The sequence below is a fragment of the Paenibacillus maysiensis genome (genome assembly GCF_000520815.1).
Taxonomy (GTDB): Bacteria; Bacillota; Bacilli; order Paenibacillales; family Paenibacillaceae; genus Paenibacillus; species Paenibacillus maysiensis.
Genome location: NZ_ASRY01000007.1, coordinates 1 through 15,304, shown reverse-complemented (window position 1 = coordinate 15,304; position 15,304 = coordinate 1). Strand labels below are relative to the sequence as shown.

15 protein-coding genes and 2 tRNA genes are annotated in these 15,304 nt (G+C 47.5%); 2 read left to right on the top strand and 15 right to left on the bottom strand.

The genetic code is table 11. The features are described 5' to 3' along the window. Positions 1-23 precede the first annotated feature (23 nt). The 4 genes from L696_RS0100505 to L696_RS0100495 all read right to left on the bottom strand — a co-directional run bounded on the left by L696_RS0100505 (position 24) and on the right by L696_RS0100495 (position 3,625). A complete protein-coding gene (locus L696_RS0100505; RefSeq protein WP_025681900.1) occupies positions 24-980 on the bottom strand; it encodes a cation diffusion facilitator family transporter in 957 nt (318 codons plus the stop codon). A gap of 133 nt (positions 981-1,113) precedes the next feature. Further along, positions 1,114-2,031, bottom strand: coding sequence for a protein translocase subunit SecF (secF, locus tag L696_RS28035; RefSeq protein ID WP_049827227.1), 918 nt, complete (start codon positions 2,029-2,031; stop codon positions 1,114-1,116). Continuing rightward, positions 2,021-3,277, bottom strand: coding sequence for a protein translocase subunit SecD (gene secD / locus L696_RS28030; protein WP_049827226.1), 1,257 nt, complete (start codon positions 3,275-3,277; stop codon positions 2,021-2,023). The genes secF and secD overlap by 11 nt, the downstream gene beginning before the upstream one ends. A 90-nt stretch (positions 3,278-3,367) precedes the next feature. Next, on the bottom strand, positions 3,368-3,625 hold the full coding sequence (locus L696_RS0100495) for a post-transcriptional regulator (protein WP_013311570.1): 258 nt from the start codon (positions 3,623-3,625) through the stop codon (positions 3,368-3,370). A gap of 307 nt (positions 3,626-3,932) precedes the next feature. On the opposite strand from L696_RS0100495, the gene spoVB reads away from it, so the two are divergent. Continuing rightward, the gene (spoVB, locus tag L696_RS0100490; RefSeq protein ID WP_025681899.1) at positions 3,933-5,507 is read left to right on the top strand and encodes a stage V sporulation protein B; all 1,575 of its coding nucleotides are present in this window, start codon (positions 3,933-3,935) and stop codon (positions 5,505-5,507) included. 5 nt (positions 5,508-5,512) lie between these two features. Here spoVB and L696_RS0100485 read toward each other — a convergent pair whose 3' ends face one another. Next, complete coding sequence (locus L696_RS0100485; RefSeq protein ID WP_025681898.1) at positions 5,513-6,292, bottom strand: YetF domain-containing protein; 780 nt, start codon at positions 6,290-6,292, stop codon at positions 5,513-5,515. Positions 6,293-6,498: 206 nt separating this feature from the next. Between L696_RS0100485 and L696_RS0100480 the strand changes: the two genes are divergently transcribed. Next, positions 6,499-6,888 carry a TIGR04086 family membrane protein gene (locus L696_RS0100480; RefSeq protein WP_025681897.1) on the top strand — a complete coding sequence of 130 codons (390 nt, stop codon included), beginning with the start codon at positions 6,499-6,501 and terminating at the stop codon, positions 6,886-6,888. 79 nt (positions 6,889-6,967) lie between these two features. Here the strand turns inward: L696_RS0100480 and yajC are convergent, their stop codons facing one another. The 10 genes from yajC to L696_RS0100430 form a co-directional block, all read right to left on the bottom strand. Beyond that, positions 6,968-7,300 (bottom strand): preprotein translocase subunit YajC, encoded by a 333-nt coding sequence (gene yajC, locus L696_RS0100475; protein WP_025681896.1) that lies wholly within the window; start codon positions 7,298-7,300, stop codon positions 6,968-6,970. Positions 7,301-7,334: 34 nt separating this feature from the next. Then, positions 7,335-8,474, bottom strand: a complete 1,140-nt coding sequence (tgt, locus tag L696_RS0100470; RefSeq protein WP_025681895.1) for a tRNA guanosine(34) transglycosylase Tgt — start codon at positions 8,472-8,474, stop codon at positions 7,335-7,337. A gap of 20 nt (positions 8,475-8,494) precedes the next feature. Further along, positions 8,495-9,523 (bottom strand): tRNA preQ1(34) S-adenosylmethionine ribosyltransferase-isomerase QueA, encoded by a 1,029-nt coding sequence (gene queA / locus L696_RS0100465; protein ID WP_025681894.1) that lies wholly within the window; start codon positions 9,521-9,523, stop codon positions 8,495-8,497. A 7-nt stretch (positions 9,524-9,530) separates the two neighbouring features. Next, a complete protein-coding gene (locus L696_RS0100460) occupies positions 9,531-11,624 on the bottom strand; it encodes a SpoIID/LytB domain-containing protein (RefSeq protein WP_025681893.1) in 2,094 nt (697 codons plus the stop codon). Positions 11,625-11,901: 277 nt separating this feature from the next. Further along, positions 11,902-12,909: a Holliday junction branch migration DNA helicase RuvB gene (gene ruvB / locus L696_RS0100455; RefSeq protein ID WP_025681892.1), complete on the bottom strand. Its 1,008-nt coding sequence runs from the start codon at positions 12,907-12,909 to the stop codon at positions 11,902-11,904. 51 nt (positions 12,910-12,960) lie between these two features. Then, entirely contained in the window at positions 12,961-13,575 is a 615-nt protein-coding gene (gene ruvA / locus L696_RS0100450) for a Holliday junction branch migration protein RuvA (protein WP_025681891.1), read from the bottom strand. Then, positions 13,572-14,075: a crossover junction endodeoxyribonuclease RuvC gene (ruvC, locus tag L696_RS0100445; RefSeq protein WP_014282985.1), complete on the bottom strand. Its 504-nt coding sequence runs from the start codon at positions 14,073-14,075 to the stop codon at positions 13,572-13,574. Before ruvC ends, ruvA begins: the two co-directional genes overlap by 4 nt. 235 nt (positions 14,076-14,310) lie before the next feature. Further along, the gene (locus L696_RS0100440; protein WP_025681890.1) at positions 14,311-15,015 is read right to left on the bottom strand and encodes a BofC C-terminal domain-containing protein; all 705 of its coding nucleotides are present in this window, start codon (positions 15,013-15,015) and stop codon (positions 14,311-14,313) included. Between the two features lie 118 nt (positions 15,016-15,133). Beyond that, positions 15,134-15,207, bottom strand: a tRNA-Pro gene (locus tag L696_RS0100435). A 7-nt stretch (positions 15,208-15,214) separates the two neighbouring features. Further along, positions 15,215-15,294, bottom strand: a tRNA-Leu gene (locus tag L696_RS0100430). Positions 15,295-15,304 lie beyond the last annotated feature (10 nt).

The following is a 15,304-nucleotide window of genomic DNA, read 5'->3' as shown; positions in this document are numbered from 1 at the left end:
TTTCTTTCATAGTCGTCCTGCCATTATTGCAGCAGGGACGACACATCATTATCCGGTAGTTCATGATTAGACTTGTAAGGATACCCGGCTTGATAAGAAACGAACTGCATCTGTACATGGGTCACCTGCGGAAACCGCGCCAGTAGCAGATTTTTTGCCCGATCAGCAATTTCCTGCGCTTCTTGCACCGTAATCCGGGGATTCACGCTAATGGTTACATCCACAGTTATAAAAAGACCTGCTTCCTGCGCATGCAGATGCTCAACTGTTACGATACCATGCACCCGCTGAATCGTCTCCATGAAGCGTTGTGAGTCTTCCTCACGCAGAGGTTGTGCAGGAGCCGGATAGGCGGTATTCAGTACCATCAGATATCCTTTACGCAACACCAGACAGGCTACCAGCAGCGCAGCGGTCGGGTCAAGATATAATAATGCAGGCCACTCCATCGCTTCGCCTGTCATTGCCCCAATCATACCGATCAGTGCAATCAGTGACGCATAAAGCGAGTACCGTTCATGATTAGCGTACAAATCTGCTTCGGCCTTATGACCGTGTTTAATGGAGTAGCGGTATTGAAACTGAAATAGCGCCTCTCTCAGCACCAAAGCAGCGAAGGCGGTAATGAGCGCATACAGACCTGGAGCCTGCGGCTCTGGGCTGCTTAAAGAGCGAACAGCCAATATGCCCAGCTGAAGACCACTCATCAGCACCAATATAGCCAGTACCACCGATATGACCGTCCGGACTTTTTCACCGTTCCGCAACCGTGCCAGTATACCATGCTCTGCTGCACCTTTGGAGAACAAAAGCTCCTGCAAACGAGAAGCACTATCCGCAGCCGTGTGCAGCGCATCCCCCATCAACGCCTTGCTGTTTGCCGCATAACCGACGGTTCCCTTTAGAACAGCCAGTGCAAGATTACCTATAATCCCGCTCCACGCCGCAGTTTCCAATGATCGGCTGCGTTCGCTATTCACAACGTATCCCCCTCAATCCTGAACTGACAATTCCCCGGTAATGCTCCATTTCAAATTCTCCAAACCTTAGAAAACCGCGCCCATACAGACGCGGCTTTCTCTTTAATTCATACTGCTGATGTCAAGCGTAATTTTAAGACTTTGCAGTCTTGGCCGCACCACCGCCAGCTGCCGGAGACTTTTGTTTTCCTTTCAAGGCCACCCACAGCGGGCTGGCAATGAAGATGGAAGAATAAGCACCAAACAACAAACCGATAACCATCGCAAGCGAGAACATCCGAATCGACTCGCCGCCAAAAATGAACAAGCACAAGGAGGCAATAAACACAGTAAACACCGTTGCAAGTGAACGAGTCATTGTCTGTGCAATACTGTGATCGACCACCTGCTCCAAGTCGTCCCTGGACTTCTTCTTCGCAAATCGTAAATTTTCCCGAATGCGGTCAAAAATAACGACGGTGTCATTGATGGAGAAGCCGACAATCGTCAGAATTGCTGTAATAAAGGTCAAATCCACCTCAAGTCGGAAGATCGAGAAAATACTGATAACGAGAAAGGCATCATGCAACAGCGAAACAATGGCTGCGATGGCAAACCGCCATTCAAACCGGATCGAGATATAAGCAGCAATGGCCACACAGGCTAACAAAATCGCCCATATTGCATTTCGCTCCAGCTCTTGCGCCATTTCCGTATCCACCGTATTAACCTCAAAGGAAGCCTTTGGATCAAGCTCTTTATTGAAAGATGTTTTAAAATCATTTACTTGCTGATCCGTCAACACCTGCGAAAAGCGGATACCAAAGCGCTCTTTACCCGGCGTATAATCCACCTCTTTGCCGATACCCTTCTTGTCCAGCAAAGTTTGAATCTGTTCCTGTGTAACTGTTTTGGTCAGATTGACATCCACATTGGAACCGGAACGGAAATCAACACCGTAATTCAAACCAAAAATCGACAAGCTCAAAATACCAAGCAGCGTGATAATAATCGAGAACGTGTAAAACCACTTGCTCATCTTGATATATTTAAAGTCCCAATTATAGCGCACTGATATCACTCTCCTTCACACCAAAATACTTGGGCTTCTTCACAGCATCCGCTTTAACCAGCAGATTGAGCAAGAAACGGGAGAAGAAGATGTTCGTTAAAATACTGGTGACAATATCAACCATGAGCACCAGAGCGAAACCTCTAACCGAGCCTGTTCCCAGACCGAACATAACAGCAGCCGCTATAATAGTCGTAATATTGGCATCCATAACGGTACGGAACGAGGCCTTACTACCTGCGATGACAGAAGAACGAATCGTTTTACCTGTCTTGATTTCTTCTTTAATCCGCTCATACGTAATGATATTGGCATCGACCGCCATCCCGATCCCCAGCACAAACGCTGCGATACCCGGAAGCGTGAGTACAAACCCGCCTAAGTAGAAGATGGCAAGCACCAGCCAGGTATGAACGATGAGACAGAAGCTGGCAACCAGGCCCGGTACACGGAACATCAAAATCATGAATACCAGAATAATGATCGAACCAATCAAGCCGGCACGGATCGTTTGATCCAGTGACAGTTGACCCAGCGTAGCACCTACACTCTGAGAATATTTTTCCGTCAGTTTGAGCGGAAGAGCACCCAGATTAATCGTATCCGCCAGCTTGTTCGCTTCATCACGAGTGTAGTTACCTGTGATTGATGCGCTACCATCCGTCAATTCTCCACGTACAGTAGGTGCAGACAGCAATTCCTGATCCAGGAAAATAGCTAATTCTTTATTAAGAAGTCGCTTTGTAATCTCTGCAAATTTGGCTTTGTCTTTTACTTTGATACTAATTTCAGGCTGATTCAGCTGGTCGAAGCCGACAACAGCACCATTCTCCACAAAATCATTACCGCGAAGCTCAATTTTGCTGTATTGGCCCGGCTTTTTGGCATCCGCTGCCGTTGCACTGCGGAAGGTCAACTCGGCAGGCTTTTTCAGCATGGAGCGGACTTCTGCTTCATTGGAGACACCAGCAAGCCGTACACGAATACGGTTGGTACCCTCCGTTGTTACTTCCGGCTCAGTTGTACCAAGCGCGTTTATCCGTCTCTCCAGACTTTGAGCTGTTTGTATAAGAGACTGGCTGGTTACACTCTGCCCGGCTTCCAAAGGCTGGGCTTCATATAAGATTTCAAAGCCTCCCTTTAAATCGAGGCCTAGTTTTAAACTGTTCAGCAGGCCCGGGCTTGTCCCGACCATAACACCAGTGGTTATGAGCACGACCACGATGAAACTTAGAATTCTCTTCATTCCGTCCCATGTTCCCCTTTCATTCTCAATATTCCTATTATAGCTACCCCTCAAAAAGCAGTCAATTTGAACGCAAAAAAAGACCCCCTTCTATTCGAAAGTGGAGCCCCGTAATGCGGACATTGTCAAATAGTTCATAAAGCTCGTCGCTTTAAGGGAAAGTATATCGTTAACGAGCTTGTGCAGCGGAGGAATACCCTCCTTTTCATATTTATGACTGACGCAATTCCACACGTCCTTGCTTGTGACATGCTCATAGCCTACGAGAATCAACTCGTCCGCCTTGCTTTGACACAGCATCTCAATTGCGTCATCCCAATCCTGCTCATCCAGCTCTTCCATACCCACGATGGCCGTTCCTCCTCCCAGCGACTCCGGTTCCGCAGATCAGCAATTAGCGGGGTTATTGACTGCTTTATAGAACATTTCTGCCCTGATCCTGGAAAACCCTTCTTTTTCGTCGAAAATAGCCGTAAACCAACAATATATGCATTCATTTCGATCGTCAATAGCAGAATTCACCACTCCCCCTCTTGTTGTCCTGATCCCTCTGCTTTCAGTCGGAAAAGCTTGTCATGAACATGGACAGGTCCGGCATATCTTTTACAGTAACACATAGACGCGGAATTCATTTTTGGGGAAGAGGGAGTTGCGATTGAAAAAGCAGACATTCATCCATGGAGCAATTATTTTATTAGCAGCTGGAATTATCAATCGGCTGCTGGGTTTTATTCCGCGAATCGCGCTCCCGCGTATTATCGGTCCCGAAGGAGTCGGCTTGTACCAACAGGGGTATCCCTTTTTTATCGTGCTGGTAACCCTTATTCCCGGGGGCATACCGCTTGCCGTAGCCAAGCTGGTAGCCGAGTCTGAAACTGCGGGTCAACCCGAAATGTCACGGCGTATTTTGCACACCAGCCTGCGCTTCACTGTTACACTCAGCCTGCTTGCCATGGCGCTCTGTCTTCTATTTGCCCCTTGGATTACAAGCCACCTGCTGACAGACAGCCGTGTATATTATACATTTGTCAGCATGAGTCCAATGATTGTCATTGTTGCTGTTTCCTCTGCGTACAGAGGCTATTTTCAGGGGAAACAAAATATGATTCCGTCCGCAAGCTCCTCCATTGCCGAGACTGTCATGCGCATTTTTTGCGTCATCTGGTTTGCTTACCTGCTCCTTCCGCATGGCGTGGCCTACGCTGCTGCAGGGGCGATGCTCGGTGCACTGGCGGGTGAACTCATCGGCATGATTGTGCTTCTAGGGCAATACAAATGGAACCAGCGAAAAGATCATGTACCCCTACAACCGGAGGTATCTTCACCTTCAGCAGCTCATTCCAAACAACCGTCTGTGTTGTCACGACTTCTGTCTATATCGGTTCCCGTAACAGCCGGAAGACTTGTGGGGTCGTTGTCCTATTTGCTTGAATCCATTCTATGTATGCGCAGTCTGGCCGTAGCAGGTATTGCCACCGGAGTGGCAACCGCTCAATACGGGGCCATGCAGGGTATGGTCATTCCAGTGTTATTACTGCCCGGTGTTCTCACCAGTTCACTGGCTGTTTCCCTCGTCCCTTCCTTATCCGAAGCTGCTGCCAAGGGACAAATCACAGCGATTCATAAGCGATTGCATCAATCACTTCGACTTGCTTTGGTTGCAGGAGCCCCATTTGCCGTCATTATGTACGTATTGGCAGAGCCTCTGTGCCTGCTACTCTACAATAATGGCGACATTGCGGGCATGCTTAAGCTCATGGCTCCCTTTGCTCTTTTTATGTACATTCAGGCCCCGCTTCAGGCAGCACTTCAGGCACTGGATCGTCCCGGAAGTGCCTTATTCAATACCTTTGTCGGAGCCGTTATCAAAATCGCGCTTATTGTCTGGCTTGCTTCCCAGCCTCAATACGGTATCTATGGAGCAGTCATCGCTATTTGTATCAACAGTGCCATAGTCACGCTTCTGCATGGCTTCAGTGTAAGCAGATTGCTTCGGTTTCGCGTGCGGCTGCTTGATTTCTGGAAAACCGGTGTGGGCATGATTATCATGGCAGCTGCGGTCTTATATGCTTACAGACATCTAACGGTTTTCGATCAAATGTCGCTGCAATTTCTTTTTGCCGCAGGCTTGGGCATTATTCTGTACCTTTTTCTGATGACTCTGACCAAAATGATTGACTGGGACAATCTCAACCGTATCCCCATCCTGAGAAGATGGTTTAAGGCATAACAGGCTTAATCCGAGGATTCCCCAAAGGCAGGCGGCGTAATATATACATCGCCTTTATGGTTAACCGAGCACAAGAAAACATCCTTAAAATCTTTATGCCCTTGAGCTTGAATCTGATTTTTAAGCCAAAAACGGTTCATATCCATACGCTCCAAATTTCGATCCAGCACCTTGCCATCCATAATCAACGGAATGGGAAGGCCTTCATATCTAAACTTCCCGCCGATTTGAGGCGAAGGATGGACTTTATCCTCCTGTTGATCGTTGTTTATTAAATTCGTTTGTTCTAAATTTGGTTTCTGCTTTTCAGATTCACTATCTCCAACGTCATCATCTTTACGTATGACCGTGAGCTTGCCTGTCGTTTCCAAAATAACATATTCTACATCGTCCAAGCCTTCGATATTTTGTTCCCGAAGTTGTAACAGCAGATCATCTAAATTGTAGCGTTGCTTCAGCATTTCTTCCTTATTTACCTGTCCGTTGGAAAACAACACACTGGGCTTACCATCAAACAGCAGCCGCAGTCGTCGACTTTTTAGACTGAAATACGAAATACCGATCTGCAAAATCAGCAACACGCCCAAAGGAATCAGCCCTCCATACAACGGACGCTCTATATCTTCCAAACTGAATACAGCGATTTCCGCAATCATAATGGATATCACGAGGTCAAAAACAGACAATTTTCCGATCTCCCGTTTACCCATTAAGCGCATAACCAGAAATACAATAAAGTACATGAGAAACGTTCGAAATATAAGTGCAAAAATATCGTGACCCAACATGTCCGCCTCCTCTCCTGTACTTGCGACAAGACATTTGCCGTTCATTGTACACGTATTCTGACCGTTCCTCATATCAACCATACAGAAAACAAAAGGTTAAATTATTGAAATAAAGACAAAGACTGCTTACGACTTGGTACTAAGCCGGGAGGCTTGGCCATAGAATTATAATAGTTCAAACCTTGGTACAGGAGGAATTATCAATGGAGCTCATTCGCCGCTGGTGTTCGTTTCGTCTGGCCCATCCCATTTTATCCGGCTTGTTTTATGCTTTTGCATGGATGCTGCTTGGCGCATTTATCCTTTCGCTACTCTTGTGGCTGACACAGATGCAGGAACAGGATTTATCGTTGTATACGTACATCGTTCATGCATTCGCCATGGTATCCGGCGGCTTCGTCGCCGGTAAAAGATCCACGAACAAAGGCTGGTATCAAGGCGGTATTACAGGCATCCTGTATGGGCTAATCGTGCTGCTGGTCGGTTTTCTGGCACTGGATGCAGGCATGAACGCCAAAGATCTTTTGCATCTGGGAATTGCCTTTATCATTGGAGCAGGGGGCGGGATGTTTGGGATTAACCTGAGCAAATAATCAAAATGCATGTGGCAAAACAACACAAAAAACCGAGCCCTTCTCAAAGGCTCGGTTTTTGCATGGTTATGCTAATATTCTATGACTTGGAAACAACTTCCTCGGAAGCTGTATCTTTTGCAATCGCATTGCTGATCGCGCTGCGATCAAAGGTCAGCTTCGTAACATCATTCACACGCAAAACAACCACATCATCCGTAATCTCCAAAATCGTACCGTGAAGACCTCCGATCGTAATGACTTTATCGCCCTTTTTCAAGGCTTGAAGCATCGTTTGACGCTGCTTCTGTTTTTTCTGATTCGGACGAATCAACAAGAAATAGAAGATTACAAACATCAACGCCAGTGGCCAGATCATTTGAAAAAGTCCTCCAGTTCCACCGGTTGCAGCAGCTGTAGCAAAATGAAACATGTTAAATCCCCCTTCGTATACTCTCCCCTAAAACTTAAAAGCCTTTATCATTATCATGAAGACCGTACTGCTCAAAAAATTCATCGCGGAAATCAAGCAGCCTGTCATCCATAATCGCTTGTCTGACATTGCGCATCAATTGAATTAAGAAATGCAAATTATGATACGTTGCCAGTCGGAGCCCGAAGGTTTCATCCGCTTTAATCAAGTGTCGTAAGTAAGCACGTGAATAATTACGACAGGTATAGCAATCACAAGCCGGATCAAGCGGGCTAAAATCTCTTGCATATTTGGCGTTGCGAACGACAAGACGACCTTGGCTGGTCATCGTTGTCCCATTGCGAGCAATTCGTGTTGGAAGTACGCAATCAAACATATCCACACCACGGATAGAGCCTTCAATCAAGGCATCCGGTGAACCTACGCCCATCAAATAGCGTGGCTTGTTAGTAGGAAGCAGAGGAAGCGTATAATCCAGCACTTCATACATCAAATGCTTCGGTTCACCTACGCTCAGTCCACCAATAGCATACCCCGGGAAATCCATGGAAGTCAAATCCGCCGCGCTCTGCTTGCGCAGATCTTCATGCATGCCCCCCTGAACAATGGCAAACAACCCTTGATCATGAGGACGCGCGTGTGCCTCCAGACAGCGCTCAGCCCAACGGCTGGTGCGTTCCAACGACTTTTTCACATACTCATATTCAGCAGGAAAAGGAGGACATTCATCGAAGGCCATCATAATATCCGAGCCGAGCGAGTTTTGAATTTCCATGGCCACTTCCGGCGAAAGAAACAGCTTATCTCCATTCAAATGAGAGCGGAAATGAACGCCCTCCTCCGTAATTTTACGCATTTCACTCAATGAAAACACTTGAAATCCGCCGCTGTCCGTTAAAATAGGACGATCCCAGTTCATAAACTTGTGCAGCCCACCCGCTTCACGAATAATATCATGACCGGGACGAAGAAACAGATGGTACGTATTACTCAAAATAATTTGAGCATCCATTTCCTTCAGTTCCTCAGGACTCATCGTTTTAACTGTAGCTTGTGTCCCTACAGGCATAAAGGTTGGTGTTTCAATAACCCCGTGAGGTGTATGCACACGCCCAAGGCGGGCTCCCGACTGCTTGCAGGTTTTAATATGTTCGTATCTTATTGCTGGTTCCATATTTTCTCTACCATCCTTAATTAATAAATGAACATTGCGTCCCCAAAGCTGAAAAACCGATATTCCCGGTCAATCGCCTCCTGGTAAGCATGCATAATATTCTCCCTGCCCGCCAGTGCACTGACCAGCATAACCAATGTGGATTTAGGCAAATGAAAATTTGTAATCATCGCATCCACCACACGGAATTCATAACCTGGATAAATAAAAATCTGCGTCCAGCCACTGCTGGCCTGTAATAATCCGTCACCGAATGTATTGCCCACCGTCTCCAGCGTCCGGCAACTGGTTGTCCCCACCGCCACGACTCTTCCGCCACGCGCTTTGGTTTCATTTAGCACATCTGCCGTTTCCTGTGACAATGAGTAATATTCTTCATGCATCACATGCTCTTCAATCGTATCCACAGACATGGGTCTGAACGTTCCTAAACCGACATGAAGTGTGACAAAGGTGATGGAAACACCCTTTTCTCTAATTTGATCTAGCAATTCCTCTGTAAAATGCAACCCTGCGGTTGGAGCTGCGGCTGAGCCTTCATGCCGGGCATAAACCGTCTGATAACGCTCACGGTCATCCAGTTGCTCCTTGATATACGGTGGAAGCGGCATTTGTCCAAGACGATCCAATATCTCCTGAAAAATACCTTCATATGAGAATGAGAGCACTCTTCCGCCCATATCTCCTTCTTCCTCAATGACCGCCTTCAGCTCATCACCAAAAACGATAACCGCGCCCTTTTTCAACTTCTTGCCGGGTTTTACCAATGCTTCCCATCGGTCACCCTCCAGTTGCTTGAGCAGTAACACCTCGGCCTTAGCTCCCGTGTCTTCCTTGATACCGAACAAGCGTGCAGGAATCACTCGCGTATCATTTAGCACCAGTGTATCGCCGGGCTGAAGATACTGCACAACATCTGAAAATGTATGATGGCCCACTTCACCGCTATCCTTGCTCAGTGTTAGTAATCTCGAAGCACTTCGATCAAGCAAAGGTGTCTGTGCAATTAATGTTTCAGGTAATTCAAAATCGTAGTCGTTTACGTTCATATATTGGTCAGTCCTTAACTATATCCACATTTTTATAATAGTGTTGCAAAATTCTCTTGTAATCATACCCCTGATCAGCCAAACCGTTGGCTCCCCATTGTGACAATCCCAAACCGTGACCATTCCCTTTGCCTGTAAAAATAAAGCTCTGCGTTTTGTCGATGACGCGCGCATGACGATCTTCATTCATGACGATCACCCCGTTACCGCTGGAAGTGCTGCTCCCTGATGCCGACAGGATTGTAGTCCCCTGTGCACCATTTACATGAGTAGTAGCCCCATCAGCGCCTAATACAGTATAACTGCCAGTACTCGCAATATCAAACAGCGTGCTCGGCAATCCGCCCATTGCTGAACGATACATATCAGGATATTTCACCTTTAAAGGCGATCCATTCGCTTCAACCTCCAGCACACGCCCGGACGGACCACGTTTGGTGACATCGAGATGGTCAATAGAGGACGGTATTGTGCCCGTTACTTTCCCTTGCAGGGATTTTACAAGCTGAGCGGCCGTAAAGGGCCCCCGTACCCATGCGTAGTCTCCGGATTGAGGTACCTTTTCCAATACAATCATCTCTTCACCGGGCTGTACCTTGGCTACTGCTGCCACGGTTGATTGAATTTGAGGAATGGAACGCACATTGGTATTTTCAGCAGTCACGGTAACTTTGTCTAGCCCCGCCTCTGTGACTCCCTCCAGTTCCTTAACGTTATCCTCACGGATATAGCCTGTCTTTCCGCTGGAGAGAAGCACGTGATACCACTCCTGTGCTCCTTTTTGCGCCGAAGTATCTCCTGAGCTATCTACGCTGGCAAACGATTCACCGCCACTGTTCCACACCTCGGAAGCATCCGCTGTAACACCGCCCGCATTGGACGAAAATACAGCTTCGACCACCTTGCCACCACTTTTAATCACTTCACCAGCGGTTGCATCTACGGCCTCGCTAACATTCGCATGCTCCGAGCCTTTGCCGTTATAAGCCTGGCTTAACGTTCCATCCACCACGTTCCCGATCTGAAAACGATTGCCTTGGGCAAGCGCATAGCTGCGAGCCGCCACCGCTTGAGCCTTGAGCGCTTCAGCCGACCACGAGGAATAGACTTCAGCTCCTACCACAGAATACAAATACTGCTCCAACGGCACTTCGTTAACAAGTGCCAGTTGTCCTGACGTCATGCCAATTTCCATGTCGCCACGATATGTACGCTGTGATCTCTCGATCACTTGAATTCCATCACTGCCTCCGTTGACCATAACCTTGCTATTATCAGAACCACTCAGCACATAATGAGTCATCACCTGAGAGCCTGTCGTTACTCCTGCTTCCTGTCTCACAATCAGTCCGGTTTGAGTAGCGTTGACTTTAGAGAGCGTAAGTCGCGGTTGCTTGCTTTCCAGTTCTGTTTTCAAAGCGGACAACTTGCTGTCATTACTCTCTTCTCCGACCCACACAGCATATTGACCTCTCGATTGAATGACGGTAAAAGCATCAAAACCTGCGGCAGCAATCGTCGTCCGAACGAGATTAGCCTCTTGTTCGCTTCCGTAGTTTCCCGTAGACCAATGCTTGTTCCCCGTAACTTCGGCCTGTGCTCCGGTTGCAGTAGAAATACGCTGTACAGCAGCCTGCGCTACCTGTTCAGTCGCATATATTCCTGCATACACCTGATAGACAGAGCTACCGTTTTTCGAGCCAATAAAAACCATCGGTTTATCATTCGTCTTTTGCAATGCTTGAGCTGCTTTTATCGCAGCCGCTTCATTTCCTTCCAGTACCTTTACCCGATAGCTGTCTACGCTAAAACGGGCCGTACTGTCTGGAAGTCCTGTCCAAGACTGAAAGCTCCCCCCACTGTTTTGTCCGACACTCAGGCCCCCTGATGATTTCAAGGTTACAGCGGGTACAGTCGCTTTATATTTGCTGCCCAGATCCGCAAAGATCACTACACGAATATCCTCTTGGGCAGTAGCGGCGTGAACAGTCGGAGACCAAGGCAGGCAAACTACAGCTAATACTATAGCCGCTGTTGCCCGTTTGGCCCGACCCGCCCATGTGCCGAAAATTGTGCTTTGATTCAACGCTTTTTCACTCATTTCTGGCTCCCCCATTTCTGGCTGTCATAGCACGCATACTGCATGATTTGGCGGGAACTTGACTCAAACCTGTCCCTTTTAATACATCGGCGAAATACGCCTAAACTTGAACCCGCCCAAATCTTAATTCACGCACTCTCTTTCTCCATACCATCCGTGCTGTAATATCATATTTATCATAGTCGTGTAATCACGTTAAGAACTAATCTCAGCTACATTTTTCTGTGTATGAGCCGCTACTGCCTGTTCTCATGTGATAAAAATATACACTCCCTGCTCACCTTGAATCCGTTGGCATGGGAATTCCGAGGTGAGCATAAGCCGCCGGAGTCACCATCCGTCCCCGTGGCGTTCTTTGCAGAAGGCCGATTTGCAACAAATATGGCTCATACACGTCCTCGATCGTCTGGCTTTCTTCACCAATGGTCGCTGCAATTGTATCCAATCCCACAGGCCCGCCACGGAATGAATGAATCATCGCCTTAAGCATTTTATGATCAATTTCATCCAGTCCGCGCGGATCAATTTGCAGTCTCTTTAACGCCTCTGCGGCCAACTCTGAATGAATAATACCGTCTCCGGCAACTTGGGCAAAATCACGCACCCTTTTTAACAGCCGATTCGCAATCCGTGGCGTCCCCCGTGAACGCAATGCGATTTCTTCAGCTGCATCCCCGACAATCTCAATCTCCATAATATCCGCGTTCCTTGATACGATGTAGGCCAGCTCGTCTGTCGTATAGAACTCCAACCGACTAATGACACCAAATCGGTCACGCAACGGCGCAGAAAGCAGCCCAGCGCGCGTAGTAGCCCCGATAAGCGTAAAGGGCGGCAAATCCAGACGGACTGAACGCGCACTCGGGCCTTTACCAATCATAATGTCCAGCGCAAAATCCTCCATTGCCGGATACATGACTTCTTCCACCGTACGGTGCAGGCGATGTATCTCGTCAATGAACAAAACATCGCCCTCTTGAAGATTTGTCAGCAACGCTGCCAAATCTCCGGGTCTTTCAATTGCCGGGCCTGAGGTCGTGCGTAAATTAACGCCCAACTCGTTGGCGATAATATTGGCGAGCGTCGTTTTTCCTAATCCGGGCGGACCGTACAGTAGCACATGATCCAGCGCCTCTTTACGCATCTTGGCCGCTTCAATATATATTTTCAAATTTTCTTTCACTTGATTTTGCCCGATATATTCGTTCAGATAACGGGGGCGAAGGCTTAGCTCCGCCGTCTGGTCTTCCATCATCAAATTGGCGGAAATAATCCGGTCATCCATTTTCCATCGCTCCTCCTTTTCACCAGACTTCTTTTAATGGACATCGTCGTCCTATCCGGCAAACAACAGTTGCAAAGCTCTTTTCATTAAAATATCAGCAGATTCATCAGGTTTCGCGTCTTTCTTCATTCTGCTCCATACCTTATCCAGCTCCGCATCTGTGTAGCCCAGCGCCTTAAGTGCTTCTCGTGCCTCGCTCCAATAGGAACCCTCGCCTTCCTCCACGACAGGCTCCGCAAACAATCCGGTCGCAATCCCGACTGAGCCGATGCCGTCCAGCTTGTCCTTCAAATCCAGAATCATGCGTTGCGCCGTCTTTTTACCGATGCCCGGCAGTTTGGTGAGAAACGCGATGTTCTCTTGATAGATTGCCGTTACCACATGGGTAGGCGTACCGCCTCCCAAAATACCAAGCGCCACACGCGGCCCAATTCCGGATACATCAATCAGCTTACGGAACAACTGTTGTTCCTCACGAGTCGCAAACCCGAACAGTAAAGTAGCATCGTCCCTTACATGATGATGAATATAGATGACAATCGGCCCTTCCGTTTTGGCAAAGGCATAAGGGTTCGGACAAAATACCCGATACCCGACCCCTTGCACATCCAAAACGACATATTCATTTTCCAAGTGAGCCACAGAACCACGCAAGAAATCTATCATTTTCGCAATACCTCATTTAATTTTGAATTTAGTCCATATGAATGCGCATGACAAATAGCCACTGCCAAAGCATCCGCCACATCATCCGGTTTGGGCACGACTTGAAGCTTCAGAAACATTCTTACCATTTCCTGTACCTGCTTCTTCTCAGCCTTTCCATACCCTACAATAGCCTGTTTAACCTGCATAGGCGTATATTCCCCTATAGGCAAACCACGTTGTTTCGCAGCCAGCACCAGCACACCACGCGCCTGACTCACAGACATTGCAGTTGTTACATTACGATTAAAAAAAAGCTTCTCCAGCGCTACCGCATCAGGTTTATATTTATCAATCAATTGCAGCATGCCTTCATATACATGAAGCAATCGCTCTTCTTCCGGTGTATGGGCCTCCGTCTGGATACAGCCATATTGAACAGGAACCACCTTACTGCCGATCTTGTCCACAAATCCAAAGCCCACAATTGCAATACCCGGATCAATTCCTAGAAAACGCAAAAAAATCTCTCCCCTATCGCCAAAATACGGCGTTAACTAGCCATCAAAGATTTAATATCAAAACCATAATCATTGCCAAATGCTAAACAAAGCGAACATATGTGTCGTTCATTTCATTATAACAAAACTTTGCATCTAATAGAGTAAAAAGTTTAACTCTAAGTTCAGCACAAAAAAGAGACGTTATACGCCTCACCCTCCGGGCAAAGCCTATACGCCTCTTTCTTGCATGTAATCAATATTGCTGCTTCAATACCCGCTGTGTTCGCTCCACTGCAAAATCACTAAAAGTAGAGATCACACTGTTGTATTCGTTCATATCCTGCACACGGATTCCCTGCTGGAGCTGCTCATACACTCCCTCGGGCAGAGCCGTCTCCATTGATCCCACATCCAGCTGAAAGAAAGTCCGAATTACTTTTTCTTTTTTAGGCGGCCCTTCAAACAAAGTAAGTTGTCCATCCATACTCATACCCATGTAGGCATGCTGTTTGCATAACTCCGACAAATCCTCCACCTTACGCTCCAGCCACACCTCGCCTCTCGTATTTAACCGTCCCTTCCAATCGGGATGCTGCTTCAGCAAGCTCTCTAACTGCTGCGAACTTAACGTTCCCAAGGAAAGCGTCTCTGTGCCACACACATAGGTGGTTAACAAATGAGTCTTCCTACCGATGCCCGAAGCACGGATACTTTGCAATACCTGCACCTGCGAGGAATGCACTTCAGCCGAACTCGTGTGTGAAGGCTCCTTCGTATCAACGTCCGCCATAACGGTAGTAGCGAGGGGCTGTGACAGCATAGTTTGCATATGACGTGAAAACAGAATACCGAAACCTGCCAGCAAACAAGCCGATCCAAAAATAGTACAGGCCCACACCGTTCTTCTCCACTGCTTCCAGCGTCGTTTAATTTGTTTTTTCCAGCTTAATCGCTTCACAGTAATCCCTTCCGTCCCACTTTTTGTGTTAGTGTGGCCTGACGATTACTGATTTATACAAAAAAAGACAACAAATACAACAAAAAAAGCCGCTTCTTCCAGCGACTTTCCTTTTGAATCGGGATGACACGATTTGAACATGCGACCCCCTGGTCCCAAACCAGGTGCTCTACCAAGCTGAGCTACATCCCGAAATACATGCCGGTGAGAGGACTCGAACCTCCACGGTTTCCCTCACGATTTTGAGTCGCGCGCGTCTGCCAATTCCGCCACACCGGCTTATGAAGTT

What these genes read in the sequence shown, in the direction of transcription:
- L696_RS0100460 (WP_025681893.1), bottom strand. Translation starts at nt 11,624, where the DNA reads ATGAGTGAAAAAGCGTTGAATCAAAGCACAATTTTCGGCACATGGGCG.
- L696_RS0100480 (WP_025681897.1), top strand. Translation starts at nt 6,499, where the DNA reads ATGGAGCTCATTCGCCGCTGGTGTTCGTTTCGTCTGGCCCATCCCATT.
- ruvB (WP_025681892.1), bottom strand. Translation starts at nt 12,909, where the DNA reads ATGGATGACCGGATTATTTCCGCCAATTTGATGATGGAAGACCAGACG.
- tgt (WP_025681895.1), bottom strand. Translation starts at nt 8,474, where the DNA reads ATGGAACCAGCAATAAGATACGAACATATTAAAACCTGCAAGCAGTCG.
- yajC (WP_025681896.1), bottom strand. Translation starts at nt 7,300, where the DNA reads ATGTTTCATTTTGCTACAGCTGCTGCAACCGGTGGAACTGGAGGACTT.
- ruvA (WP_025681891.1), bottom strand. Translation starts at nt 13,575, where the DNA reads ATGATAGATTTCTTGCGTGGTTCTGTGGCTCACTTGGAAAATGAATAT.
- queA (WP_025681894.1), bottom strand. Translation starts at nt 9,523, where the DNA reads ATGAACGTAAACGACTACGATTTTGAATTACCTGAAACATTAATTGCA.
- secD (WP_049827226.1), bottom strand. Translation starts at nt 3,277, where the DNA reads ATGAAGAGAATTCTAAGTTTCATCGTGGTCGTGCTCATAACCACTGGT.